22 protein-coding genes are annotated in these 24,132 nt (G+C 68.1%); 5 read left to right on the top strand and 17 right to left on the bottom strand.

Going from position 1 to position 24,132, the window contains the following annotated elements; translation table 11 throughout:
- Positions 1-71: 71 nt before the first annotated feature.
- From LIV55_RS04530 to LIV55_RS04475, 12 genes are all read right to left on the bottom strand, one after another.
- A complete protein-coding gene (locus LIV55_RS04530) occupies positions 72-1,364 on the bottom strand; it encodes a hypothetical protein (protein ID WP_229299308.1) in 1,293 nt (430 codons plus the stop codon).
- Entirely contained in the window at positions 1,361-2,818 is a 1,458-nt protein-coding gene (locus tag LIV55_RS04525; RefSeq protein WP_229299307.1) for a hypothetical protein, read from the bottom strand. Before LIV55_RS04525 ends, LIV55_RS04530 begins: the two co-directional genes overlap by 4 nt.
- A gap of 22 nt (positions 2,819-2,840) precedes the next feature.
- Positions 2,841-3,380 carry an acyltransferase gene (locus LIV55_RS17110; RefSeq protein ID WP_308012871.1) on the bottom strand — a complete coding sequence of 180 codons (540 nt, stop codon included), beginning with the start codon at positions 3,378-3,380 and terminating at the stop codon, positions 2,841-2,843.
- Positions 3,380-4,513, bottom strand: coding sequence for a glycosyltransferase (locus tag LIV55_RS04515; protein WP_229299306.1), 1,134 nt, complete (start codon positions 4,511-4,513; stop codon positions 3,380-3,382). The genes LIV55_RS17110 and LIV55_RS04515 overlap by 1 nt, the downstream gene beginning before the upstream one ends.
- Positions 4,510-5,751 (bottom strand): lipopolysaccharide biosynthesis protein, encoded by a 1,242-nt coding sequence (locus tag LIV55_RS04510; RefSeq protein ID WP_229299305.1) that lies wholly within the window; start codon positions 5,749-5,751, stop codon positions 4,510-4,512. The genes LIV55_RS04515 and LIV55_RS04510 overlap by 4 nt, the downstream gene beginning before the upstream one ends.
- Positions 5,715-7,805 (bottom strand): bi-domain-containing oxidoreductase, encoded by a 2,091-nt coding sequence (locus LIV55_RS04505; RefSeq protein ID WP_229299304.1) that lies wholly within the window; start codon positions 7,803-7,805, stop codon positions 5,715-5,717. Before LIV55_RS04505 ends, LIV55_RS04510 begins: the two co-directional genes overlap by 37 nt.
- The gene (locus tag LIV55_RS04500) at positions 7,802-9,478 is read right to left on the bottom strand and encodes an alginate lyase family protein (protein ID WP_229299303.1); all 1,677 of its coding nucleotides are present in this window, start codon (positions 9,476-9,478) and stop codon (positions 7,802-7,804) included. The genes LIV55_RS04505 and LIV55_RS04500 overlap by 4 nt, the downstream gene beginning before the upstream one ends.
- Positions 9,475-10,425, bottom strand: a complete 951-nt coding sequence (locus tag LIV55_RS04495; RefSeq protein WP_229299302.1) for an NAD-dependent epimerase/dehydratase family protein — start codon at positions 10,423-10,425, stop codon at positions 9,475-9,477. Before LIV55_RS04495 ends, LIV55_RS04500 begins: the two co-directional genes overlap by 4 nt.
- On the bottom strand, positions 10,422-11,624 hold the full coding sequence (locus tag LIV55_RS04490) for a glycosyltransferase family 4 protein (protein WP_229299301.1): 1,203 nt from the start codon (positions 11,622-11,624) through the stop codon (positions 10,422-10,424). The genes LIV55_RS04495 and LIV55_RS04490 overlap by 4 nt, the downstream gene beginning before the upstream one ends.
- The gene (locus LIV55_RS04485) at positions 11,621-12,436 is read right to left on the bottom strand and encodes an MraY family glycosyltransferase (RefSeq protein ID WP_229299300.1); all 816 of its coding nucleotides are present in this window, start codon (positions 12,434-12,436) and stop codon (positions 11,621-11,623) included. Before LIV55_RS04485 ends, LIV55_RS04490 begins: the two co-directional genes overlap by 4 nt.
- 245 nt (positions 12,437-12,681) lie before the next feature.
- A complete protein-coding gene (locus LIV55_RS04480) occupies positions 12,682-14,493 on the bottom strand; it encodes a polysaccharide biosynthesis protein (protein WP_229299299.1) in 1,812 nt (603 codons plus the stop codon).
- An 8-nt stretch (positions 14,494-14,501) separates the two neighbouring features.
- The gene (locus LIV55_RS04475; RefSeq protein ID WP_229299298.1) at positions 14,502-15,884 is read right to left on the bottom strand and encodes a tyrosine-protein kinase domain-containing protein; all 1,383 of its coding nucleotides are present in this window, start codon (positions 15,882-15,884) and stop codon (positions 14,502-14,504) included.
- Positions 15,885-16,051: 167 nt separating this feature from the next.
- On the opposite strand from LIV55_RS04475, the gene LIV55_RS04470 reads away from it, so the two are divergent.
- Positions 16,052-16,639 (top strand): arsenate reductase/protein-tyrosine-phosphatase family protein, encoded by a 588-nt coding sequence (locus LIV55_RS04470; RefSeq protein WP_191681382.1) that lies wholly within the window; start codon positions 16,052-16,054, stop codon positions 16,637-16,639.
- A gap of 108 nt (positions 16,640-16,747) precedes the next feature.
- Here LIV55_RS04470 and rfbA read toward each other — a convergent pair whose 3' ends face one another.
- The 3 genes from rfbA to LIV55_RS04455 form a co-directional block, all read right to left on the bottom strand.
- A complete protein-coding gene (gene rfbA / locus LIV55_RS04465; RefSeq protein WP_191681381.1) occupies positions 16,748-17,608 on the bottom strand; it encodes a glucose-1-phosphate thymidylyltransferase RfbA in 861 nt (286 codons plus the stop codon).
- A gap of 65 nt (positions 17,609-17,673) precedes the next feature.
- Positions 17,674-18,135, bottom strand: coding sequence for a PGPGW domain-containing protein (locus LIV55_RS04460; RefSeq protein ID WP_229299297.1), 462 nt, complete (start codon positions 18,133-18,135; stop codon positions 17,674-17,676).
- A gap of 66 nt (positions 18,136-18,201) precedes the next feature.
- A complete protein-coding gene (locus LIV55_RS04455) occupies positions 18,202-18,387 on the bottom strand; it encodes a helix-hairpin-helix domain-containing protein (protein WP_229299296.1) in 186 nt (61 codons plus the stop codon).
- Between the two features lie 88 nt (positions 18,388-18,475).
- On the opposite strand from LIV55_RS04455, the gene rfbB reads away from it, so the two are divergent.
- The 4 genes from rfbB to LIV55_RS04435 all read left to right on the top strand — a co-directional run bounded on the left by rfbB (position 18,476) and on the right by LIV55_RS04435 (position 23,048).
- Complete coding sequence (gene rfbB / locus LIV55_RS04450; protein WP_229299295.1) at positions 18,476-19,474, top strand: dTDP-glucose 4,6-dehydratase; 999 nt, start codon at positions 18,476-18,478, stop codon at positions 19,472-19,474.
- A 2-nt stretch (positions 19,475-19,476) separates the two neighbouring features.
- Positions 19,477-20,862, top strand: a complete 1,386-nt coding sequence (locus tag LIV55_RS04445) for a sugar nucleotide-binding protein (protein WP_229299294.1) — start codon at positions 19,477-19,479, stop codon at positions 20,860-20,862.
- A 220-nt stretch (positions 20,863-21,082) separates the two neighbouring features.
- Positions 21,083-21,919 (top strand): lysozyme, encoded by an 837-nt coding sequence (locus LIV55_RS04440; RefSeq protein WP_229299293.1) that lies wholly within the window; start codon positions 21,083-21,085, stop codon positions 21,917-21,919.
- Positions 21,920-22,154: 235 nt separating this feature from the next.
- Positions 22,155-23,048 (top strand): putative endonuclease domain-containing protein, encoded by an 894-nt coding sequence (locus LIV55_RS04435; RefSeq protein ID WP_229299292.1) that lies wholly within the window; start codon positions 22,155-22,157, stop codon positions 23,046-23,048.
- 228 nt (positions 23,049-23,276) lie between these two features.
- On the opposite strand, the gene LIV55_RS04430 is transcribed toward LIV55_RS04435, so the two are convergent.
- Together LIV55_RS04430 and LIV55_RS04425 are read right to left on the bottom strand one after the other, a co-directional pair.
- Positions 23,277-23,924 carry a GDSL-type esterase/lipase family protein gene (locus LIV55_RS04430; RefSeq protein WP_229299291.1) on the bottom strand — a complete coding sequence of 216 codons (648 nt, stop codon included), beginning with the start codon at positions 23,922-23,924 and terminating at the stop codon, positions 23,277-23,279.
- Positions 23,925-23,936: 12 nt separating this feature from the next.
- Positions 23,937-24,122 carry a DUF6104 family protein gene (locus LIV55_RS04425; RefSeq protein WP_068277920.1) on the bottom strand — a complete coding sequence of 62 codons (186 nt, stop codon included), beginning with the start codon at positions 24,120-24,122 and terminating at the stop codon, positions 23,937-23,939.
- Positions 24,123-24,132 lie beyond the last annotated feature (10 nt).

The raw sequence follows: 24,132 nt of genomic DNA, 5'->3' as shown, positions 1-24,132 counted from the left end.
GACCTTCGAAGCATAACTACGCGTTATGCCAGCCCAAACTCGTGCTCAGGTGTTGGATGGGGGCTGCTGCCCTACTGCGCCAGCTCGGTCAAGACGACGTTGGCGACCCACCGAATGGAGTGCCCAGGTGCCCCGACAGCGTTGACGTTGACGGTCGAGTTGCCCGCTGTCAGCGTCACTGACCAGGCTGACGCCGAACCTTCGACGGCTAGCGGGACGACAGTTGCGCCGACCACCCTCGCGCCACCACCGTCACGGGCGTAGAGAGCAGACACACGCCATGCTGCGTTGGCTCCGGGCTGGTCGGTACGTCGAGCCAGGACGGTGCCCTCGAGCAGGTAGGTCGTGCCGGTGAGGATCATGGGCGGTGCAGCATTCCCGTTCCAGCCGAGCACAGTAGCGACGCCGTCGGTCGTGGCCCTGCGTAAAGTCAGCCGACTGATCTGGGCGTCGCCAGCTCTGACGAACGAACCACTGGCGCGGACCTCCGCACCCGGTAACCGCGTTACCGCGTGATATCCGGAGGCGGTGGCGTACTCGTGCTGCACGGAGCACTCACGTCCGCCAGGTATCGAGGCGAATCGCGCGTTCGAGGTGGTGCCGAGCGAGTTCTGGAAACCGCCTCCGATGAAGCTGTAGTCCCCATGACTGGTCCCCTCGGCTCCCAGGGTGTTACCGCCGCCAGCGCCGACGAAGCCGTTGCGTCCAAGGACGCGATTGCCATTCCCGCCCCCGACCGTGCTGGCAATGCCGCCCGCGACGTTGTTGATCCCGCCTGAGATGCTGTCATTGGCATTCAGGGCAGAGTTCCCCACCCCGCCAGCGACAGTAGAACTTTGGCCAGCAGCAACATTCGTACGGCCACCGGCGATCGTTGCTCCCGATGCCGACACGGCGTTGTTCGTGCCACCTCCGATGCTTCCGTAGTCCCCGGCGGAGATGACGCAGTAGGAGCCGCCGGAGATGGTGCCGTGAGTGGAGGTGCCTGTGATGCGGTGGTGTGCACCACCACCGACGACGTCAGCGCCGACACCGGTCGAGTTGATGAGATGGTCGTAGCCACCGACGATGACTCGGTACGAGCCGCTGGTGCCGGCGTCGTTGCCGCCCGTGATCGTGAGGGGATTGGTGACTGTGCCACCCCCCAGGATGGTGTTCGCGGTGCCCCCCGAGACCGAGTTGACCACTGATCCCGAGGTGATGTTGACACCCTGTCCGGCTGTCGGCACCACCGTCCTGTCGCTGGAATCAGAAGGACTGTTCGACTGCGCCGGCGTCTGATTCCGACGAGCCCAAGAAGTTGGTACGAGCCCATACAGGAACGAAGCGGCCGCATGTCCGATCAGCTGCTTTCGGGTGATCACGCGACGGTCCTGGAGCTCTCGCGCGCAGCCTGTGCGGGGATCTCAGATGATGCTGAGCCTGTGGTGTCGACTGGCTGCATCGTCCACCGTGCCAGGAGCAGCGCAACCAAGCTCGCAAGAATGGTCGACAGTGCAAGTGTGACGAGAAGGCGACTGAAGATCTGGTAGATCACCAGTGTCCACAGGGGCGCGAAGAGGCACAGGGAAGCGGCGCGACGGGACGTCGCGACCATCCTCAGCATCAACCAGTAGCCAACGACAAATGCAAAGCCCCAGACCAGCGGCCCGAGAGGTCCGAAGTTCAACCATGGCTCGAACCACGCCGGAGCACTGAAACCAGCACGGTCGTCGAGGTAGAACCCAAGTTCGCGCTGTGCCACTGGTGCCATCTTGTCAGCTCCAGTGAGAGCTCGGGGAAGCGCCTGGATCGGGATCTCCCAGTAGGACTCGCCGCCAAGACTGCCGGCCTCCATGCCCCGGCGCACAGCGAGCTCCTGCATGCCGAGGACGTCGACGCCTCGTGCAAACCGGTCGATGATGTCGTCCGGACCGCTGCTGTTGACACCAGACCGGAAGAAGCTGAGGAACCCGCTGACCGCGACGAATCCCACCGCGCTGCCTGCAGCGATGATCATGAGGCGCAGCCTGCGCCCAAGAGTTCGGATGCCGGCGTTGCCCCACAGGATGGCGATGAGACCGAAGAGGAGAAGGCCCAGGCGAAAGCGAGAGCCAAGCCCGAACGAGATGACGATGGTGATTGCCATCAAGGTGCCCGTGGTCAGCGAGATCTTGTTTCCGCTGCGCTTCTCGAGGAAAGCCAGGCAGAGAACGAGAACAACCATGGCAGTGGGGATCAGGTCGAAGTACCCCACAGCTCCACGGGCAGACGTGGTCTGCAAGTAGCCGCTGTCCGATCCGAGTCGCCAGAACGCGGTGATCGAGTTCGAGGTCGCGACAAGGCTGCCGAAATACATGACGACGAAGGCGGATCCCACCACTGCGACCCGCCACTGTCGGGGTCTTTCCCCGAGCTGCTCTGGGGCTGCGAGAGGTGCGCTCATGCACAGGAGTCCCAGGGTCAGTCCGGCCAGCGCGGTGAGGTTCAGGACGAATGTGGCTGGAAGGCTGTCCTCGACGATGCCCTCGAAGCCGACCGGCCAGGGTCGGTCCAGGTACAGGTTGATCGACCAGGGCACGAGGACGAGCAGGCCCCAGGCGATCAGAGGAGAGAGCCATACTGCTGTCGCGTTGCGCTTGCCAGGTGCGGGTTTGGACCGGAGGCGAAGAGACACCGCGGTGATCGAGGCGATCCACGCGACGATGCTGATGAGATAGCTCGAGACGCCTACTCCAAGGAAAATCAGCAGCGTGCACAGCACCGCTACCAACCAGCTGAGCACCAGCCACGGAGCGATGTGGCGCTGATGAGCCCCCGTGGTGGTTCGTCTCGACATTCGAGCTGCCTGGGAGCTCACATCATCCCCCGCCGGGGGCGATGGTCTGATGACGGATCAGTCGGGCAGGTACGCCACCTACTACCTCGCCCTCCCGCACGTCCTTCGTGACGACAGCGCCAGCAGCGATGACGGCCCGGTCGCCGATCGACACACCCGGAAGAATCGTGCATCCGGCTCCGATCCACACGTCCGCACCAATTGTCACCGGTGCATGCTCATGCCCCGACCCGAATACGGTCCCGGCGCCGGAGACCTTGTGATTAGAAGAGATGATGCGAGTGCCGTAACCGACCAGAGTCCTGCTCCCGACGCTGACGCCCCCCCTGCCGGTGATGAGGACACCTTTGGCCAGATCGACGTCGTCACCCAGGCGGAGTCCTCGCACCGGCATGATCCATAGATCTGGGTAGAGCACGACCCGATTGCCCACCTCGGCGCCCAGCAGTCGCAGGTACGTGGACTTCAGTCGGTTGCAGGTCCGGTAGCGCGGCAACTTCAAGACCATCGCCGTCGCCGTCTCGTACGTCACCACCAAGAAGTAGTGGATGCCGGTCTTCATCAGCGATTCCTCAACGTTTCCAGAAAACGTACGACGTGTCGAAGCCTGCCGACGTGGGTGCCATGGTGCTCAGCGAGAATAGTCGATCCGACGTCCAGCCGACGATCCAGGTCGACGGGATCGAGGGCGGCCCGAAGGCCCGCAGCGATCTTGCTCGGCTCCCTCGGCGGGACGTAGACCGCAGCCTCGCCAGCTGCAGATCGGGCCCAGTCCCGATCGGACAGCACCAACGGGGTCCGGGTGGCAATCGCCTCGCTCACGTTGTTGCTGAAACTCTCCAGCTCGCTCATGAGCAGCAGTACATCGGCATGCTGGTACAGCATGCCGATGCTGACCTGAGGGACGTTCCCGATGAGGTGCACTCGATCCGAGACGCCCAGCCTGTGCGAGACCTCTCGGAGCTCCCGCCCACCGGGGGACCCGGGCTCCACGGTGAGCACGAAGTGGAGTTCTGGAGCCTCGAGCGCGATCGCGGGGATCTGGTCGACGTTCTTGTTCGGGTGGTACCCGGATGCCAGGAGGACGAAAGTTGCGCTGGCGGGAAGGAGGTCCAGCTGGTCACGTACTCGAACGTCTTCCTCAGGGTCGAGAAGATTCGGCCCGACCGCCGGACGTATGACGGTCGTCGCCTCCTCCTCGTATCCCCACCTCTCCATCGCGCGTCGTCGCAGAGCCTCGGTCTCGAGGATGAGCCCCGAGGCCTGTCGCACTGCGTGCTGGCGAAAGTGGTCGCGCACCTCGTGCTTCCAGCGGGTACGGCGAGGCAGATGGGCCCAGAAATCGACCTCGGGGTAGAGAAGGTTGGAGTACGCCATCCCGGCTGCTGTAGTCACGCCGGCCCGAACAGGGACCGGGGGGCCGAACACCGTGTACGCCACGTCCGGATCAAAGGTGTCGACCACGTCTCGGACGACTGACCTGCCCCGCGCTTGCCGGCCGACCGTCGACGTCGGGTATGCGTCAGACGGGATCGCGATCTGGGCGGCGGCGGCATGGAGGGTAGACCCCTCCGGCGCAAGAACGTGCCAGTCGTGCTCTGCGAAGGCATCGTCCGCCAGGGCGGAGAGGATGCCATGGCTGACCTGAAGGCCGCCACCCGCCCGCTGATGGGAGGCGTCGAGGAGGATCTTCATCGTGGGACCGCCGTTTCGGCTGGGGTCGGTGCGCTGGTCGACGGGGAGCGGTATCGCAGCGACTGGGTCAGGACTGCGCTCAGGACGTAGCCCGCAGCCACGCTCGAAGCCACGCCCGTGATCCCGTAGATCGGGTAGAGAAGCGCGATGAGGACGAGGGTGACGACCAGTGAGGCGACCTCGATGATCGCTGCCACATGCGCACGTCCGTCTGCGCGGTAGTCAGCCTGCACGACGCTGCTGTGCAGCCACGGCGCCTGGGCAAAGGTGAGGATGATGAATCCTGTGACTGCAGGTACGAACGCGCTTCCATAGACCAGTGCCAGCACTTCTTCTCCGAGCAAGAGCGCCGCGGTGCCCCCGATCGCTCCGGACAGCCAGCTCAGAGTGACGAGCTGGCGAGAGACTCGGCTAGCCGCGTTGTCCTTCGCGCTCCGCATCGCGAGCAGGTTCTGCGGGATGGACCAGGTCAAGATGGGAATCAGTGAGGCAACCGAACCGGCGACTGCGTACAGCCCCAGATCCTCGCTGGTCGCCAGGAATCCGAGCATGATGAGTGGGCCCCTGTAGTTCAAGCTGCGAGGCACGTTCAGCAGGTGCTGGTGCAGACCCGACCGTAGGAGCGTCCCTTCGTGACCGTCCAGCTCTGGTGCCCGATCGTGGGCCGGCTGACGCCGTTCCACAATCACGTCGACGACGACTGCCACGGCGAAGCCGACGAGGAGTGCGGCTATCGCCGAGGCGACGGTGAGGTGCCCTGCGACGACCAGGACCAGAGTCGTCAGGAGCTGCAGGGCGGGGGCGATCACCCGCAACCAGAACCACGCAGCCCGTCCGGTGATGCGCGCGTGGGCCAATCTGACCTGAAGCAAACCCCAGATGATCGGCAGAGGAGAGTACAGCTGCAGCATCGGTTCGGAACGAACCGCACCGACGACGAACATCACGACTGAACCGACGACGCCCAGACCAGCGGCGAGCCACAACACACCGTTGGAAGGTCGACGCCCCTTGGCCAGCAGAGCCTCGAAAAGACCCATCCCTGCCAGATAGGCCACGACAGCACCCGTGGCTGTCACGAAGCTGTAAACGCCTCTGTCTTCTGGCCCCAGGATCCTGGCTACCAGGACACCCGTTCCGAACGATGCCGCTGTCGTCAGCAGGTCGGCTGCTGACGACAGCGCAAAGTTGCGTTTGTTGCTCATCTGGTGCCGAGAGCCGCCGCTGCCGAGAGACACGCACGTGCAGTATCGATGACCCACGAGGTGTCGACAGGCGAGCCACCGATCAGGTCTCGGAACGCCGACACAGCCTGGAGGTGACCCTTCCCGGCCTCCACGTCCTTGACCTTCTTGCCATCGATGGTCAGCGTCTTGAAGTCGTCCAGCACCGCGTAACGGCCCTGGCCGATCACCTCGACGTACTCCTTGCCGAGGGTTCCGGGTCCTCCGGCCAGGTAGGAGATCGTCGCCACGGATCCGTTCGCGTGCCGCAGGCACAGGACGAAGCTCGGGGCGAGCGCAGACTCGCCATCACCACCCGGCAGGGCCGCGATCTCGGTGACTGGCGAGGCGGCGATGGCCGTGCAGGTGTCGATGAAGTGACAGACCTCGCCGAGCAGACGACCACCTTCTCGACGGTCGGAGTACCAGTGCTTCGGGTCGATGGAGCCGGCGTTCACCCGGTAGGTGATGCCGACAGGCCCGGACTCAACCGGGAAGGTGCTCGCCAGGGTCTGAACCATGGGAGCGAATCGTCGGTTATGGCCGACGAAGAGCACACCGTTCGAGGTCGCCTCTGCCTCGACAACTGCCTCGAGCTCCTCGAACGACAGGGCGAGCGGCTTCTCGACCCAGACGTGCTTGCCGGCGCGGAGCGCCTGTGCGGCCAGCTCTGCATGTGATGAGTGAGGGGTCGAGACGACAACCGTCGACACGCGCGGGTCGTTGATGACCTCGGAAGCATCATCGGAGGTGCCCTTGAAGCCGTGCCGGTCGGCAAACCGCTTCGCGGACAGGCCGCGCGCCGACGCCACGGTCACAAAATCGGAGATGCCTGCGTCGCGGAATGCGGGCAGCAACGTCCCGCCGCTGAAGTTCCCGGCACCGATCCATCCGATGCCCGACCCGCTCTGCTGCGACGTCTTCTCCACGGAGGGACGCTCTGGCTCGCTGTCCGGGTAGGTGAGAACGATGCCCAGGTACGGCTCGCTGCCACTCGACATCAGCTCGTAGGCGCGGTCGGCCTCCGCGATGCCGAAGTGATGCGTGACGAGATCCTTGACGACAAGACGGCCGCTCGCGATGAGATCCAGGATCGACTCGAAGTTGCGGTTCTCCGTCCAGCGGACGTACCCAGCGGGGTAGTCCACCCCCCACTCCTCGTAGGATCGTTCGTAACGCCCCGGGCCGTAGGAGCGTGCGAACCGGATGCTGAGCTCTCGTTCGTAGAACGGCGCCCGTTCGAGGTCAAGGCCGACGTCGCCCACGACGACGACGACAGCCCGGTCGCGACAGAGCTCCGCCGCCCGCAGGGCGATCGCGGAAGACTTGCTCGAGGCGCAGATGATGACGGCATCCGCTCCTCGGCCGCGCGACCACTGAAGGACCGCGTCGGTGGTGCTCTGCCCGTTGTCCACCTGCGCGGTGATGCCAGCGTCACGAGCACGCTTGACGGCCGTCTCGCCGACGTCGATGCCGAACACGTCGAGCCCGGACGCTTCAGCGAGTCGCGCTGTGAGCTGCCCGAGGAGTCCAAGACCGATGACGGCGACCTTCGACCCGGGGCCGAGGTCTGCCTGCCGCAATCCGTGCAGAGCGATAGAGCCCACGGTGCTGAACGCCGCCTCCTCGGCACTCACACCGTCGGGCACCGGCGAGCACAGGAGAGACGGAACCGACTGGAGCTCGGCGTGGTTCGCCACACCGGCGCCCCCGGTCGCAACACGCTGGCCGGGTCGGATGCCCGACACCGCCTCACCGACCGCGATCACCGTCCCGCAGGCGGAGTAGCCGAGCGGGGTGTCGCCGGCCAGCCTGTTCCGAACCGTCTTGACGGTCTGGCCGACACCGTCGGACTTCGCCTTCTGGACGACCTGCCTCACCAGATCGGGCCGCGCTCGTGCCTTCTGGACCAGGCTGGACTGAGCCAGCTTGGTCATCGCGAGCTCGGTTCCCGCCGAGATCAGGGATGCCTCCGTACGCACGAGCACCTCGGTGGCACCGATGCTCGGCCGAGGGACGTCGAGGACTCGGATGGCGCCGCCACCAGTCGGTTGTACGACCTGCTTCATGGCTTGTCTTCCTTCTTCTTGATAGGCGTGCAGTGGTCGATCGTGACGGAGATGCTTCGTGACCCGGCCGGCCACCGGAACGTGAGGTGAACCGCTTCCTGGACCCTGTTGAGCCCCGTCGCCACCGGGCTCATGCGGACCTCGGCGGACAAGGGTTCCCCTGCTTCGTCTTGGCATGTGACGGTGAATGCGTCCGCCGAGTTCGAGGCGCGCGATCCGTCCCAGACGAGATCGGGGTGAAGGTGGAGGTGTGTCAGCACGGTCGTCCTGTCGTCCACGTCGCGGCCCTGCAGCCGGTCGGTGATCTGAAGCCCCTCTGGACCCAGGTCCCACGTGCGACAGACAGACACCTGGTGCGAGACCTGATAACCGTCATGGCTGGCGCTGACGGTCACGCGATCACCCATCACATCCAGAGAGTCCAGAGATGCCGTGGCGCGGCGGCCCACCCGGAACGACTTCCAGACCTCAGAGCTGTCACGCGACCCAACCTCGACCGTGTTGTGAGCGCGGGTCGATCGCTCGTACGCGCGCTGGGTTCCTGCGTCATAGGTCGACGTGCCTGTGTCGACCAGCACCGGCATGCCCGAGTACCAGCTCAAGAAGCTCAGACTGTCCGCGTGCCCGTGGCCGGGATTGTGGGGCGGCCCGATCGGGCCGACATCGAGCAGATGCTCCCATTCTCCGGTCTTGACGCGTGCGTACCCCGAGTGGCCCAGCACCGTGACCGTCGGCGCGGGGGGCCGATCACCTGGCAGGAGGAGGTCCAGGACCTCGGGTGAGGGGGGGAACCCGTCGTTCACGGCGGGTAGAACGTCGCCAGGGGACATCGAGCACAACCACTGCGTCATTGCCGCTGCCAGCTCCGAGAACGAGTCCGCCGCAGCTGTCTCACCCATGGCTCGAGCCAGATCCCGCAGGTCGATGACGTCTAGCAAGACTTGAGCGTGATATGACGGCGACCGTTCCTCGTGGCCGCCGTCGCGGAGCACCTGACGTGAGACCTCGTTGTACGCGCGGCCGATCTCGTCGCTGAACCGATCGCGCTCTCCCAGGAAGGCGGCCGCTCCGCACAGCGCCTTGAGATTCTTGATGAGGTGATTTCCGCGGACGTCCCATTCAAGTCGCCGGGACAGGTAGTGCTGCTGGGTCGAGACCGCCGAGATGATCGTGGCATGTCCCGCAGGTGAGAAGTCGCGATTCCACAAGCCGCACAGGCTCCACAGCCGGAGACTGACGACGTAGGGCTCCCACTCGTCGCCTTGGCCGTATCGTGTCCGTCCCCACCATCCGGTGACGAGTTCCTCGAGCAGACCCGCGCCCCCGACGTGCGTGAGGGTTTCGTGCGCCCAATCCCAGTAGTTGAGGTGGAAACGCCACAGCCGCGAGGCGCCAGGGGCAGTCCAGTCCCACTCAGCAGGAGGCCCCATCGTCCGGCTCTCGCCCAGGAGCGTGATGTCTTCGCCCCCGGCTCCTAGTCCACCGGCCCGTAGGAACGAGTCGGTGGAGCTGAAGGTCGACGGCCACCCCGGCACTGTGACTGGCGCGCCGCTACGAGGACCGGAAGCGTCTACGAGGTCGACAAGAGGTTCGCGGGCACGGCTCAGGACCTGCTGGGGCTCGAGGTAGCGGAACGTCCTGATGAGGCGGCCTACCTGCGCACGCCGGCTCACAGCTGATCACCTTCAAGAACTCGCCGGCCCGTCTGACGCCAGGCGTCGCGGTCGAGCGGCTCGGCGAGGCCGCGTCGGGTCAGCCAACCGTCCTCATGAGCCTGTCCGAACCAGAGCATCTCGACGCGGCGTGTCTGTCCTTTGACCCAGGCGTGCGGGACTCTGCTCCCCAACATCACCAAGGATCGTGCCACGGGCATCGGGAGTGATCGGGGTCGGGACCCGTCACCGAGGTCTTCGAGGATGCTCCGCACCGTGACTCCGTCCCACGGTTGTACGAGCGGATGCCGCGGTACGTCCTGCATCACGACAAGGGCGTGAAGCATGTCCGCCACTCGCTCGACCAGCACTTGTGGGCTGGGAGCGCTGCCGTCTCCAGCCACTGTTGCGCCGGGCGAGCGTGCGAGCCGTACCAATGTCCTCGTCACGTCTCGGCCAGGACCGTGCACTGAGGTGGGTCGCAGTATGCGAAGGCCGCACTGCTCCTCCTGGCGCGAGACCATCTCCAGCCCCTGCTCGCCGAGCGCCTTGCTGAGGCCGTAAGGGGTGTGGGGAGAACTGTCCCAGCCGTCGCGTAGGGTGCCCGACCCGAGGACGGCGGCGCTGCTGACATGGACGAACTGCGAGACACCCGCCGCGGCTGACGCTCGGTACAGGACGACCGGCAGCAGTGCGTTCGCGCCGTACAGCGCGTCGTCGGCGGAAGCGGTGGGGCGGGCAAGGCCGGCGCAGTTGACCACTGCGTCCACCCCGGCCAGGCCTCGACTCAGGTCCTCCATCAGTGACGGATCGACGGCGAGGGCAGCCTTCTCGAGGTCCGAGACCCCCCGGGCTGCTGTAGACAACCGCGGGGACGTGACGCTGAGCACGTGTCCAGCGACATCATGCAAGCGCCGCGTAGCCGCCCGCCCGACGAACCCGGTGCTGCCGAAAACCGCGATCCTCATCGAGTCTTCCCCCTGTCGACGGTCTCTCGCAGGATCGAGGCGTACCTGTCCGCAAGCACTTCGTAGTCCGCGTGTCGGCGCACCCAATCTCTGCTTGCTCCCGGCACCTGCCCGAGCAATGTGCGGGTGTCGTGCATCTGGGTCCACTTCGCAGCGAGGGCGGCTGGCTGCTCCGGTGGGACGCAGAAGCCGGACTGAGAGTTGTGAACCAGCTCTCGCGCCTCGCCGGACAGCATGGCGCTCACATGAACGCCAGCAGCGAAGATCTCGTACAGCTTCGAGGGCACTGTGTAGTCGAAGGCGGGCCATGCGCGAAGAGGCACTGCCACGGTGTCGGTACTCGCATAGGCCGCCCAGAGCTCGTCACCACTCACCTGCGGCCTGAAGGTCACTGGCACGCCAAGCTCAGCTGCATGTCGGCGAAGAGGCTCGGTCTGGTTCCCGCCGCCGATCATCGTCAAGTTCACGACATCGCTGCCGGCGATGGACGCAGCGTCGATCACATGGTGAAGGCCCTGGCTGACGCCCATCGTCCCGAGGTACAGCGCATTGATCGGCCCCTCGCCGAGCGGGGAGCCGTCGATCGCGGGCACGCTGTCCACCGTGATGCCGTTGCTCACGTGGTCTACGGGGACTGCGGGATGGCGATGACGAAGAACGTCTGCAAAGGCTGCCGAGACTGTCACGATGCGATCCGCGCGGCTCTGGGCTCGTGTGACAACACGCGCCATGCCGCGCGCCGCGCGCCCACCGGGCAGCTCGGCCTGGTCGAGCAGATCCGGCCATGCATCCCGCATCTCGACGACGTGAGGCACGTTCCGGACCTTGGCGAGCATCTCGCCCGCCACGAGGCTCGGTAGCCCAGGTGCCGAGGTGAGGACGACGTCGAACGTTCGCAGCGCTGAAGCGGGGACTGACGCCAGTGCCGCGAGGGTGTGATCAGCGAGCTTTGCGGCGGCGGACTTGGCGTTGGGGACGAACGGCACGCGGACTATGCGCTCCCCGTACTGACCCGTCTGCGTGCGAAGGTGCGCCTTCACGGAACCAGGACGACCCTTGCCGTCGGGGTAGTGGGGGAGAGGGCAGACAACCGTCACGTCGATCCCGGACCTTGTCCAGTGGCCGACGAACCCCTCCCATCGTCGCTGCGGGGCACCGATCTCAGGAGGGTAGAAGTGAGTGACCAGCAGCAGCTTCACGACCGGCCACCTTCCTGAGCAGGTGTGCGTTCACCGATCTCGACGCGACCAGAGTCGTCGGGTTGGACGGGCGTCATAGTCCCCTCCCGAGAGGTGTGGGGGGCATCGAGCGCTCCTGATCTGCGGGATTGCATGAGGGGGAGGGTCAAGTAACCGACAGCGATGGCGAGTTCGGTGACGCGCGCTGCGACGCCGACTCGGCGAGCGGACGCGACAATCATGCCGGCCAGCGCGCCGTGAAGCGCCGCGACCTCGATGTGTGACCGGCCCCCGTCCACCAGTCGTTGGTAGACGTGGTCTCTATGGGCGTCGGTCAGCGACTTCCCTGCTCTTGCCCGAAGCAGCAGGGCTTGCGCAGCATCAAGTCCGTAAAGAATGAGGGGTGCCGCTGCCCGGTACCGCCCGGCCAGGCTTCGCTGGCTGAGGACACCGGCCGCCATCGCAGCGCCGAAGGCATAACTGCCGACGTCGCCGAGGAACATGCGGGCCGTTGGCGCGTTGTGGGGTAGGAAACCGAGGCCGGCTCCAGCCGTGAGCGCACCTAGGGTCGCGAGGTCCCCATCACTCTCGTCTTCCACCAGCATGGCGTTCACCCCCCACACCACCGCGGTCATCCCCGTGATGCCGTTGATCCCATCCATGAAGTTCACGACGTTGACGACACCAGCCGTCGCGACCGCAGCCAAGGGGCGATCCCAACCGCCGTGGGCGGACGGGGCGGCGCCGAGAGCAAGTTGTGCAGCGAGCCGGAGCCGCGCGGGCACATCACCGCTGATGTCGTCGGCCAGACCTAGTCCCGCGAGTGCGAGCACGGTGACTCCCCGCGCAGCGCTCGGTCTGCGCCCTGTGATGAGGGACGCGACACCGGCACCGAGAATCGGCGCAACCCCGCCGCTGCGGACGACGGGGGCCGCGTGCGACGAGCGGTGGTTCGGTACGTCCATCGTGCCCCAGCGGTGCAACGCCGTGCGGACCGGGCCGCCGAGCCCGGCCGTCGCGACTGCAGCAGCAGCGGCTGCGCTCCAAGCGGACGATGTGGGTCGGAAGAAGTCGCGTTTCACAGAGCCCTCGGCGGCACCGTCGACAGGTGCTCGCGTGACGCGGACTCCATCCACTCCGCGGACTCTCTTGGCGAGCCATGCAGGAGCTCGCCCACCAGGTCGCCTCCGATGGGAGGAACTCCCACGCTGCTCACCAGGGGGTGCTCGGTGGTGCGGATGTCCTCACCCGGGGTGAACAGGTCCTCGGACATCTTCTCGCCCGGACGCAGACCCGTGAAGACGACGTCGACATCGCGCCGGCCAGACATCTCGATGAGCGTCTCGGCGACGTCGAGGATCTTGGCCGGCTGGCCCATGTCGAGGACCATGACCTCGCCGTCGCGTCCGATCGCTGCTGCCTGAAGGACGAGCTGACAAGCTTCGGGGATGAGCATGAAGTACCGCTCGACGTCGGGGTGGGTCACGGTAACCGGTCCGCCTTGCTCGATCTGCGCGGTGAAGGCGGTGATGACCGATCCGCGAGATCCGAGGACGTTGCCGAATCGAACCGACACGTAGGTGTGCTCGTCGCGCGCCGCGTAGTCGGCGGTCAGACGCTCCGTGATGCGCTTGCTGTACCCCAGGACGCAGCTCGGGTCGGCTGCCTTGTCCGTCGAGATGTTGACGAAGGTTCGCACCCCGACCGCATGGGCAGCGCGCAGGACGTTGAGGGTTCCTAGGACGTTGGTCTTCCACGCCTCCATCGGGTACTGCTCGAGGAGGGGCAGGTGCTTGAGCGCGGCTGCATGGAAGACGACGCCCGGCCGGTGCTGGGTGAAGACCTCCAGCATCCTCTCCTCGTCGCGGATGTCGGCCAGGACGACGCTGTCGTCATCGAGCAGCCCCTTGCCCGTCACGGAGATCTGGGTGGCGTGCAGCGCGGATTCGTCACGGTCGAGCATCAGCAGCTTGCTCGGGCCGAAGCGCGCGATCTGCCGGCAGAGCTCGGAGCCGATGGACCCGCCGGCTCCCGTGACGAGCACGGTCTGGCCCTGGATGTGCTCGGCGATGGCGGTGCGGTCCAGCTCGATGGGGCGTCGACCTAGCAGATCAGCCAGGTTCAGCGAGCGGAGACGGTTCGCGTCTGCCTTCCCAAACAGCTCCAACGTGCGCGGGAGGATCTTGATGTCGAGGCCGAGGTTCGATGCGGTGTCGTGCACGTCCTTGACCATCTCGGCATCAGCACTCGGGATGGCGATGGCTACCGTCGTCGCCTCTGTCCGGGTTGCGACCTCCGCCAGATCCGCGCGGGTACCGAGGACGCGGACGCCCTCGATCCGAAGGCGCCGCTTGCGCGGGTCGTCGTCGAGGATGCCCACCGGGTGCATCCGCGCGCCGCGGTCGCGAACCAGTGAACGCACGACCTGGCGCCCGCCGTCACCTGCCCCGATGACGAGGACGCGCTTGTGGTCATCCGCCAGCTGATCCGGCCTGGTGCGTGCCGTACGAAGCACGAAGCGCGCGCCGAACATGCCGAGCATCGCCAGGGCACCACTGGTGAAGGCCAGGCTGCGGGGTCCGAACTGGGACTGGACGAACAGGCCGACCAGGCCCAGGGGGATGGTCCATGCGATGACGGTCTTGCCGACGTCGACGATCTCCTCGTACGAACCACGCTCGTGACCGACCGCGTAGGGACCGATGACCGATCCGAGGACGAGCTGAGCGAGCACTGCTACACCGACGAGGGTGAGGACGGGTCCGGCTAGCGCGAGATCAGCATCGAAGTCGTACCGCATGAAGGCGGCGACCAGCACGGACGCGGCGACGATGAGCAGGTCGACAGCTGCCCACAGCCATCGGACCGACCTTCTGGGGGAGGTTGGCATGGCAGAACTCAGCGACCGCTACGAACGCGAGCTCGCCGCTTGTCAGCGCGCGACGCATCGGCCTTCTTGCTCGGGTCCGACTGGTAGTCGTAGTAGCCGTAGTAGCCGCCCCCGTCGCCGGAGTTCGTGCCGACGCGGTTCAGCACCAGGCCGAGGAGGTTGTTGTCGACCGCCTTGATCGCGTCCAGGGTCGCCTCGAGCTGCTCCTTGCGCACGATCGTCGTCCCCACGAGCACGATGACGCCGTCGACCTTCGTCGACAGGACGACCGCATCGGTGACCGGCAGCACCGGCGGGGTGTCGATGAGGACGTAGTCGTAGCGCGCCGAGAGCTGGGCAAGCGCCATGGACATCGCGTCCGACGCCAAGAGCTCGCTGGGGTTGGGCGGGATGGGGCCGGCTCCGATGATGTCGAGGCCGTGGTCGCCGTAGGGCTGGATGACGTCGTCGAGGGTGGCGCGGTCGATGAGCACGTCGGTGATGCCGGCGGCGCCCTCGAGCCCGAGGTAGTCGAGCAGACGCGGACGGCGGAGGTCGCCCTCGATGAGGCAGACGCGGGAGCCGGACTGAGCCAGGGTCAGCGCGAGGTTGGCGATCGTCGTGCTCTTGCCCTCGCCGGGGATCGACGAGGTGAGCGCGATGGTACGCGGATGGGTGGTGGCGTTGACGAACATGAGGTTGGTCCGCAGCGAGCGGAAGGCCTCGGACCGCGGTGACGTCGGGTCCGTCTCGACGATGAGGGGCTCCTTGCCCGCACGGGGGTCGAAGTGCACCGCGCCGATGATCGGGTCCTCGGTGATCTCCTCGACGTCGTCGGTGGAGCGCACCGTCGTGTCCATGAGATGACGGATGAGGGCCAGTCCAAGGCCGAAGAGCACACCGAGGACCAGGCCAAGGGCAAGGTTGCGCACCGGGTTCGGGGAGACCGGGGCGGTCGACGTCTCGGCAGGGGCTACGAGGCTGACCTTGACCGGGCTGCGGCGGCTGCTGTCGGAGGGGCGCTCGAGCTCGTCGACGACGGCCGGGAAGGTCTCGCCGATCGCCGCGGCGATCTCCTGGGCGCGTCCCGGATCGGCGTCGGTCACCGACGCCTCGAGGATCACCGTGTCCGGCGGTGTGGCGACGGTGATCTTGCCTTCGAGGTCGCCAGCAGTCGTGCCCTGTCCCAGCTCCTCGGCGACGGGGGCCAGGACCTTAGGCGTGTTGAAGAGCTCTGCGTACGACTTCACGCGTTGCTGGACGAAGGTGCCGCCCTGCTGGAGAGCTGTGCTGTCATCGGCACCCGAGACCGAGACGAAGAACTGAGTCTTCGCGGCGTACTGCTTGGTGGCCGTCGCGGTGTAGAGGGCAGCGAGCCCGACGACGATGAGCGTCGTCAGCAGGATCGTCATCCATCGCTTCCGGACGATCCTGATGTAGTCCTGCAGCTCCACTGGACAATCCCCTGAGTTGGTGTGCAAACGAACAGATTGTTGCACAGGCACCATGTGACCCAGACCATCGTCCGCGGCAGGTGGGCGTGTCGAGGCGAGTGGCCCGACCAGGCAGGATGTCCGTCATGACCGTGCGGATCATGACCGTCTGCACCGGCAACATCTGCCGGTCGCCCTACGCCCACCTGCTGCTCGCCCAGGGGCTGGAGTCAGTCCGACCTGGTGCTTTCGAGGTGAGCAGCGCCGGCGTCGGCGCGCTCGTGGACCACGCCGTCGAGCCGGGGAGCGCCCGTCACCTCGACGCGAAGGGCATCGCTCACACCGACTTCCGCGCCCGGCAGATCAGCGAGCGCGACCTCGACGGGATCGACCTCGTGCTGCCGATGGCGGTCGAGCACCGCAAGGCCGTGCTGTCGTACGCGCCGCGGCTGCTCAAGCGGGCATACACGATCAAGGAGATCGCCCGGCTCATCGACTCTGCCGAGCAGTCGCAGCCGTGGACCGAGCGTCTGGATGGGCTCGGGACTCCGGAGGAGCGGTGGGCGGCGATCCCGACGCATCTCGCGCGGGAGCGCGGTCGTGCGCGTGTGGGGGAGGGTGTCGACGACGTCGCCGACCCGTACCGCCGCGATGACAACGCGTTCGACGTCATGGCTCGTGAGATCGACGCCGCGGTCGAGCGGGTCGTGTGGCTGGAGCGCGTCACGGGCTGAGGCCGGTGGTCTCGAGGCTCGCTTCGCTCGCACCTCGACCAGCGAGTGGCCGAGTGGTCTCGAGGCTCGCTTCGCTCGCACCTCGACCAGCAACCCAGCGAAGAGCCCTCAGGCGAGCAGGCTCAGGAGGTACTGGCCGTAGCCGCTCTTGACGAGCGGCTCGGCGCGCTCGCGGAGGCCGTCGTCGTCGATGTAGCCCATGCGCCAGGCGACCTCCTCGGGGCAGCCGACCTTGAGTCCCTGCCGGCCCTCGAGCGTGCGGACGTAGTTGCTCGCGTCGTTGAGCGAGTCGAAGCTGCCGGTGTCGAGCCACGCCGTGCCGCGGGGGAGGACCTCGACCTGCAGGCGCCCCTCCTCCATGTACCCGCGGTTGAGGTCGGTGATCTCGAGCTCGCCCCGTGCGCTCGGACGCAGGGCGGCGGCACGGTCGACCACCCCTTCGTCGTAGAAGTACAGACCCGGCACCGCGAGGTCGCTGCGCGGGCGGGCGGGCTTCTCCTCGAGGCTGATCGCCCTCCCTTCGCCGTCGACCTCGACGACGCCGTAGGCGGTCGGGTCGGCGACCCGGTAGCCGAAGATCGCGGCGCCGTCGATCTCGTGGTGCCGCCTCAGCTGGGTGCCCAGACCCGGCCCGTAGAAGATGTTGTCGCCGAGGACGAGGCCCGCCTTGCCGCCGGCGAGGTGGTCGCGGCCGATGACGAAGGCCTGCGCGAGACCGTCGGGCGAGGGCTGCTCCGCGTAGGTGAGGTTGATGCCCATCTGCGAGCCGTCGCCGAGCAACCGGTGGAAGCCGTCGGCCTCGTGCGGGGTCGTGATGAGCAGGACGTCCTGGATCCCCGCGAGCATGAGCGTCGACAACGGGTAGTAGACCATCGGCTTGTCGTAGACCGGCACGAGCTGCTTGCTTGTCCCGAGGGTGATCGGGTGCAGTCGCGAGCCGGTCCCTCCGGCGAGGATGATGCCGCGCATGCGACGACCGTAGGGCGGCGCACCCCTTCGCGTCCGGCGTTCGGCGGATCAGGCGAAGGGGGAGGTCAGACCCGCTGGTCCTCGCGGGCCTCGTCGTCGCGGATGTCGCGGAAGTTGAGGTAGCTGTAGATGAGCATCGCCGCGGCGATGACGCCGGAGGCGATGAGGGAGCCGCCGGTGCCCCAGCCGCCGGGGAGCCACCACTTCTCGTCGAGGGGCCACCACGACGGGGCCGGGGGCTGCAGTCCCCACACGATGCCGGCGCCGACGAGGAAGACGATGAGCAGGCCCGACAGGGCGATGCGGCCCCAGCTCGAGACGCTGTCGGCCGCGGTCCGCAGGGCCGCCTGCTTCACCGGCTCGAGCCGGCGCTCCGCCCACTCGTACTGCGTCGCGAGCAGCGCCATGCCGGCGAAGAGGGCGAGCAGCCCCGGGCCGGGCAGGAAGAGCGCGGCGATGCCGACGAGCACGAGCAGCCATCCGGCGATCTGGATGGCGACCTTCTTGATCACGGCCGGACCGGCCATCGTGAGCTCCTCGGGTGGGTGACGGGCTGCGGGGATCGTATGCGCGTCGGCCGGGAGATCAGGCCCTCACGTGGCCCTACGTGCCTCGTCGAGCAGCCGGACGGCCCTCGGGCCGACCCCGTGCAGCGCGAGCAGCTCCTCGAGGTCCTCCGGGAGGTCGGCCTGCGAGCGGTAGCCCGCGTCGACGAGCGCCCCGGACGCTGGCCGCCCGATGCGCACCCCGTCGAAGGTCGGTCCGCGGTCCTCGGTCATGCGCCCACGGTAGGACGGGCAGCCCTGCACCGCACGGGATCTGCCGAAGCCCGGTGGGCGCACCTCGGGCACCCATACCCTGCAAGGCATGCACCGATTGCTCGTCACCGGGGGAGCCGGCTTCATCGGCAGCAACTTCGTCCATCACGTCGTCGCGACGACCGACGCCCACGTCACCGTCCTCGACAAGCTGACGTACGCCTCGAGCAGGGCCTCGCTCGCCGACCTGCCCGCCGACCGGGTGCGGCTCGTCATCGGTGACATCGCCGAGGCCGAGACCGTCGACCCGCTCGTGGAGCAGGCCGACGCGGTCGTGCACTACGCCGCCGAGTCGCACAACGACAACTCGCTGGCCGACCCGTCCCCCTTCGTGCGGACCAACATCGTCGGCACGTACACGATCCTCGAGGCGGTGCGCCGCCACGGCACCCGGCTGCACCATGTCTCGACCGACGAGGTCTACGGCGACCTCGAGCTCGACGACCCGTCCCGCTTCACCGAGGCCACGCCCTACCAGCCGTCGAGCCCGTACTCCGCGACGAAGGCCGGCAGCGACCACCTCGTGCGCGCGTGGGTGCGCTCCTTCGGCATCCCCGCGACGATCTCGAACTGCTCGAACAACTACGGGCCGTGGCAGCACGTCGAGAAGTTCATCCCGCGCCAGATCACCAACCTGATCGACGGGGTCCGCCCGCGCCTCTACGGCGCCGGGGCGAACGTGCGCGACTGGATCCACGCCGACGACCACTCCAGCGCCGTGTGGACGATCCTCACGAAGGGGGAGAGCGGCCGCACCTATCTCGTCGGCGCCGACGGGGAGCAGGACAACCTCACCGTCGTGCGCACGATCCTCGAGATCATGGGGCGCGACCCCGACGACTTCGAGCACGTGACGGACCGGGCCGGCCACGACATGCGCTACGCCATCGACTCGACGCGGCTGCGCACCGAGCTCGGCTGGGAGCCGCGGTACGGCGACTTCCGCGAGGGGCTCGAGCGCACGGTGCAGTGGTACCGCGAGCACGAGGACTGGTGGCGCCCGCAGAAGGCGGCCACCGAGGCCACGTACGCGGCGAAGGGGCACTGACCGTGGCCGATCTGAGCGTCGAGACCACCGCGATCCCGGGGCTGCTCGTCCTGCGACTACCCGTGCACGGGGACGCCCGCGGGTGGTTCAAGGAGTCGTGGCAGCGGGCGAAGATGACCGCGCTCGGGCTGCCGGACTTCGGGCCGGTGCAGCACAACGTCTCGTACAACGACAGCGCGGGCGCCACGCGTGGCATCCACGCCGAGCCGTGGGACAAGCTCGTCTCCGTCGTCACCGGGCGCGTCTTCGGCGCATGGGTCGACCTGCGTGAAGGTGAGGGCTTCGGCACGACGGTGACCGTCGAGGTCGACCCGGCGGTCGCGGTCTTCGTGCCGCGGGGGGTCGGCAACTCCTACCAGGCGCTCGAGGACGGCACGGCGTACAGCTATCTCGTCAACGCGCACTGGCAGCCCGGGCTCACCTACCCCGCGCTCGCGCTCGACGACCCCGATGCCGCGATCGCGTGGCCGATCCCGCTCGAGCGCGCGGAGATCAGCGACAAGGACCGGGGCAACCCGACCCTGGCGGGGGTCACCCCCTTCGCCCGGACCGCGCAGCGGGTGCTCGTCCTCGGCGCCCACGGCCAGGTGGGCCGCGCGCTCATGCGGGCCCTGCCAGACGCGCGCGGGCTCACCCGCGCCGAGCTCGACATCTCCGACCCGGCGGCGCTCGAGGCCTTCGACTGGTCGGGGGTCGACGTCGTCGTCAACGCCGCGGCGATGACCGCCGTCGACCACGCCGAGAGCGAGCCCGGCCGGCGCGAGGCGTGGGCCGCCAACGCGACCGCCGTCGCCCGGCTCGCCGCGCTCGCCGTGCGCCACGACCTCACCCTCGTGCACGTCTCGAGCGACTACGTCTTCGACGGCACCGCCGAGGTGCACGACGAGGAGGAGGGTCTCGCGCCGCTCGGGGTCTACGGGCAGAGCAAGGCCGCCGGCGACCTCGCCGTCTCCGTCGTCCCGCGCCACTACGTGCTGCGCACGTCGTGGGTCATCGGTGACGGGGCGAACTTCGTCGACACGATGGCCCGCCTGGCCGACGAAGGGGTGTCACCCCGCGTCGTCGACGACCAGCACGGGCGCCTCACCTTCGCCGACGACCTCGCGGGGGCGGTCGCGCACCTGCTCGAGGTCGGGGCCCCTGCGGGGACGTACGACGTGACGAGCGGGGGAGCGAGCCGGTCGTGGGCCGACGTCGCGAAGGCGGTCTTCGAGCTGCGGGGGAGGTCCGGGTCCGACGTCACCGGTGTGAGCACGGCCGAGTACGCCGACGGCCGCCCCATGGCCCCCCGCCCCCGCCACAGCACCCTCTCGCTCGACAAGATCGCCGCCACCGGCTGGGAGCCGGTGGACCAGGACGAAAGGCTTCGAGAGCACCTCGCGCGGTAGGGCTTCGGTGGTCTCGAGGCTCCTCGCTGCGCTCGTCGCACCTCGACCATCGAAGGGCTTTGGTGGTTGAGGTGCGAAGGCCGCCAGGCCTGAGCCTCGAAACCACACGACGCCCCGCTGACTCATCTGACCTCGCACTGACCTGGGCTGACGCACTCCTGACCAGACGCTGGATCCCCATGGGGTGCAGGGGGATTGGGCTCGCTTCTAGCCTTCGAGCATGCGCCGAGCCCTCATCGCCACCGCCGCCGTCGCCGCGCTCACCGCGGTGGCCCCCACCGCCACGGCCGGGAACGCCCCGGCCCCCGAGCCCACCTCCGGCGCCCGCTCTGCGGGCATCACCGAGCCCGGTCAGGCCTACATGGGCTGGCGCGAGCGAGGCACCCCGCTCAAGGCCAGTCAGCTCGACACGAGCGCCGCGCGCGAGTCCGGGGTCACCGCGACCGTCAACGGCATCGACGTCTCGAACTGGCAGGGCCAGGTCGACTGGGCGGGGCAGTGGGCGGCGGGCAAGCGCTTCGCGTACGTCAAGGCCACGGAGGGCACGAGCTACAAGAGCCCGTCCTTCAACCACCAGTACACCGGCTCCTACACCCAGGGCTTCATCCGCGGCTCGTACCACTTCGCGCTGCCGGACCGCTCGAGCGGCACCGCCCAGGCGGACTGGTTCGTCAACAACGGCGGCGGCTGGTCGGCGGACGGCAAGACCCTCCCGGGCGCGCTCGACATGGAGTGGAACCCCTACGGCGCCACCTGCTTCGGCAAGACGCAGGCCGGCATGGTGACGTGGATCCAGGACTTCGTGAAGCGGTACAAGGCCCGCACCGGTCGCGCGCCGGTCATCTACACGAACACGAACTGGTGGAACCAGTGCGTCGGCCACGACACCCGCTTCGCCGCCGAGGTGCCGCTGTGGATCGCCCGGTACAGCACCGCCGCCGGCACCCTGCCGACCGGGTGGAGCTACTACACCTTCTGGCAGTACTCCGACACCCCCATCGACCAGAACGTCTTCAACGGCAGCCTCGACCGCCTCCGCGCGCTCGCGACCGGCTGACCCCTCCGTCCCCCTTCGCCTCCCCCTGACCGGGTCGAGGTGCCCGCGTGAGTCAGGGCTCGCTCGGGTACCTCGACCCGGCATCCACAGGCGAAGGGGGTACGCCCACGGCGTCCACAGCGTCCCGTCGACCACCCCACCGGGGCCTGGCCGGCGGGACGCTTCGGTCATGCTGGAGACACCGCTGGAGCGACATCGACGGGTGCGGGCCGCGTCGGTGGAGACCGGTCACGTGATGAGCCGCCGTCGGCTCGCCGGTCTCGGCGTGAGCGCAGCCCAGGTGAGGGCGCAGGTGCAGGCCGGGCGCTGGGCGGTCGCCGGCACCCAGACGATCAGCACGCGCGACGCGCCGCTCGACGACGTCGCCCAGCGGTGGCGGGCGGTGTGGGAGGTGGGCGAGCGGATCGCGCTCGTCGACGGTGCGTCCGCCCTCATCGCCGCCGGGCTCACGGGATGGAGCGAGGACGTCGTGCACGTGTCGGTGCTGCACCGCCACGACATCCGGCTGGTCAGCGGGGTGAAGGTGCACAAGGTGATCCGGCGCGTCGACGGCGAGGCCGCCGGCGCCGGGGTGCCCCGCACGACCCCGGCGGTGGCGGCGGTCCGCGCGGCCCACTGGGCGGCGAGCGACCGGGCGGCGGCGACGATCATGGCCATGGCGGTGCAGCAGCGGCTGACGACGGGGGCACATCTCGTCGCCGCGACGCAGCAGGTGCCCGGTCGCAACCGGCGGGCCCTCGTCCGCCGTCTCGCCCTCGACATCGCGGACGGGGCGCAGTCGCTCGGCGAGCTCGACTTCGCGGCAGCCTGCCGGCGCCGGGGTCTGCCCGAGCCCACGCGACAGGTCGTGCGTCGGCTGTCGAGCGGACGGGTCTACCTCGACGTGTGCTTCGAGGAGCACGGCCTCGTCGTCGAGATCGACGGGGCTGGTCACGGGTGGGGGCTGGCGAAGGTCGTCGACGCCCTGCGCGACAACGACCTCGTCGTCCGCGGCGAGCGCGTGCTGCGGGTGCACGTCCTCGGTCTGCGGGTCGCCGAGGACGCCTTCATGGACCAGGTGACCGCTGCCCTGCGCTCGCCCTGGGCCCAGGCGAACCTCGCCGCCCGCCGGAGCGGCTCGGCCGGCTGAGCCGGGCCGCCTCTCACCCCTTCGCCTCTCACCCCCTTCGCCCCCGACCCCTTCGCCGGTCGAGGTGTCCCGGTGAGCCCACGCGCACCCGGATACCTCGACCCGGGGAGACGACGAACCCCCTCCGTCGGGGTCGAGGTGATCCGGCGTGCTGGAGCACGCTCAGATACCTCGACCCGGCGAAGGGGGGTGGTCGACCGCGTCGGGGGAGACCCGGCACAGAGGGGGTCAGGCGATCCAGTCGCTCCAGCCGTGGTGCAGGACGAGCCAGGCGATGAGTCCGTAGCCGGCCTGGCCGGGGTGGACGCCGTCGAGGCTGCTCGCCATGTCGGAGTCCCACTGCTCGTGGCCGGCGAGCGGCGCGAAGACGTCGACGAAGGGGACGCCGCGGCGCTCGCACACGTCGCGCTGCGCCTCGGTGATCTGCGTCAGGTGGGCGTCGACCTCCGCGTCGGCGGCGGGTGCCGGACCGACGACGAAGGGGGCGACCCCCCGGCTCGCGCACTCGTCGAGGATGTTCGCGAGGTTGAGCCGGTGACGCGCGAGCGAGACCCCGGTCTCGGCGTCCGCGCGACCGAAGGACACGACGAGCCGACGGTCGCTCGCGCCCTCCCACCGCAGCGGTGCCTCGGTGAGCCAGCGCTGCGAGACGTCGCCCGAGGTCTGCCCGCCGACCCCGAGGTTGTAGTGGGCGAGGTGGGCCCCGTCGAGGACCGTGCGGCCCATGACGCGACCCACCCAGCCCTGGGCCTTCGGGTCACCGACGCCGGCGACGAAGGAGTCGCCGATGAAGACGACGCTCACGCGCCGCTCTCCGTCGTCTCCGGGCGCGCTCGCGACGGCGGCGCTGGGGGTGAACTGCGGGTCGGTGCTCATGATGTCGCCAACCTACTCGTCGTCCAGCTCGTCGTCGTCGAGCCGCGCCAGCCACGAGGCCAGCCGCTCCACCGGCGTCTCGAACTCCGGGTGGAGGTCGACGAAGGTGCGCAGCTGGTCGCTGACCCACTCCAGGGTGACGGACTCGTCACCCCGGCGTGCGGTCAGCTCCTCGATCCCGCGGTCGGTGAAGTACACGCGGCCCCGA

The sequence above is a fragment of the Janibacter melonis genome (genome assembly GCF_020567375.1).
Lineage (GTDB): Bacteria > Actinomycetota > Actinomycetes > Actinomycetales > Dermatophilaceae > Marihabitans > Marihabitans melonis.
Note: the sequence above shows the minus strand (reverse complement) of the source record. Positions and strands in the feature narration are given on the sequence as shown.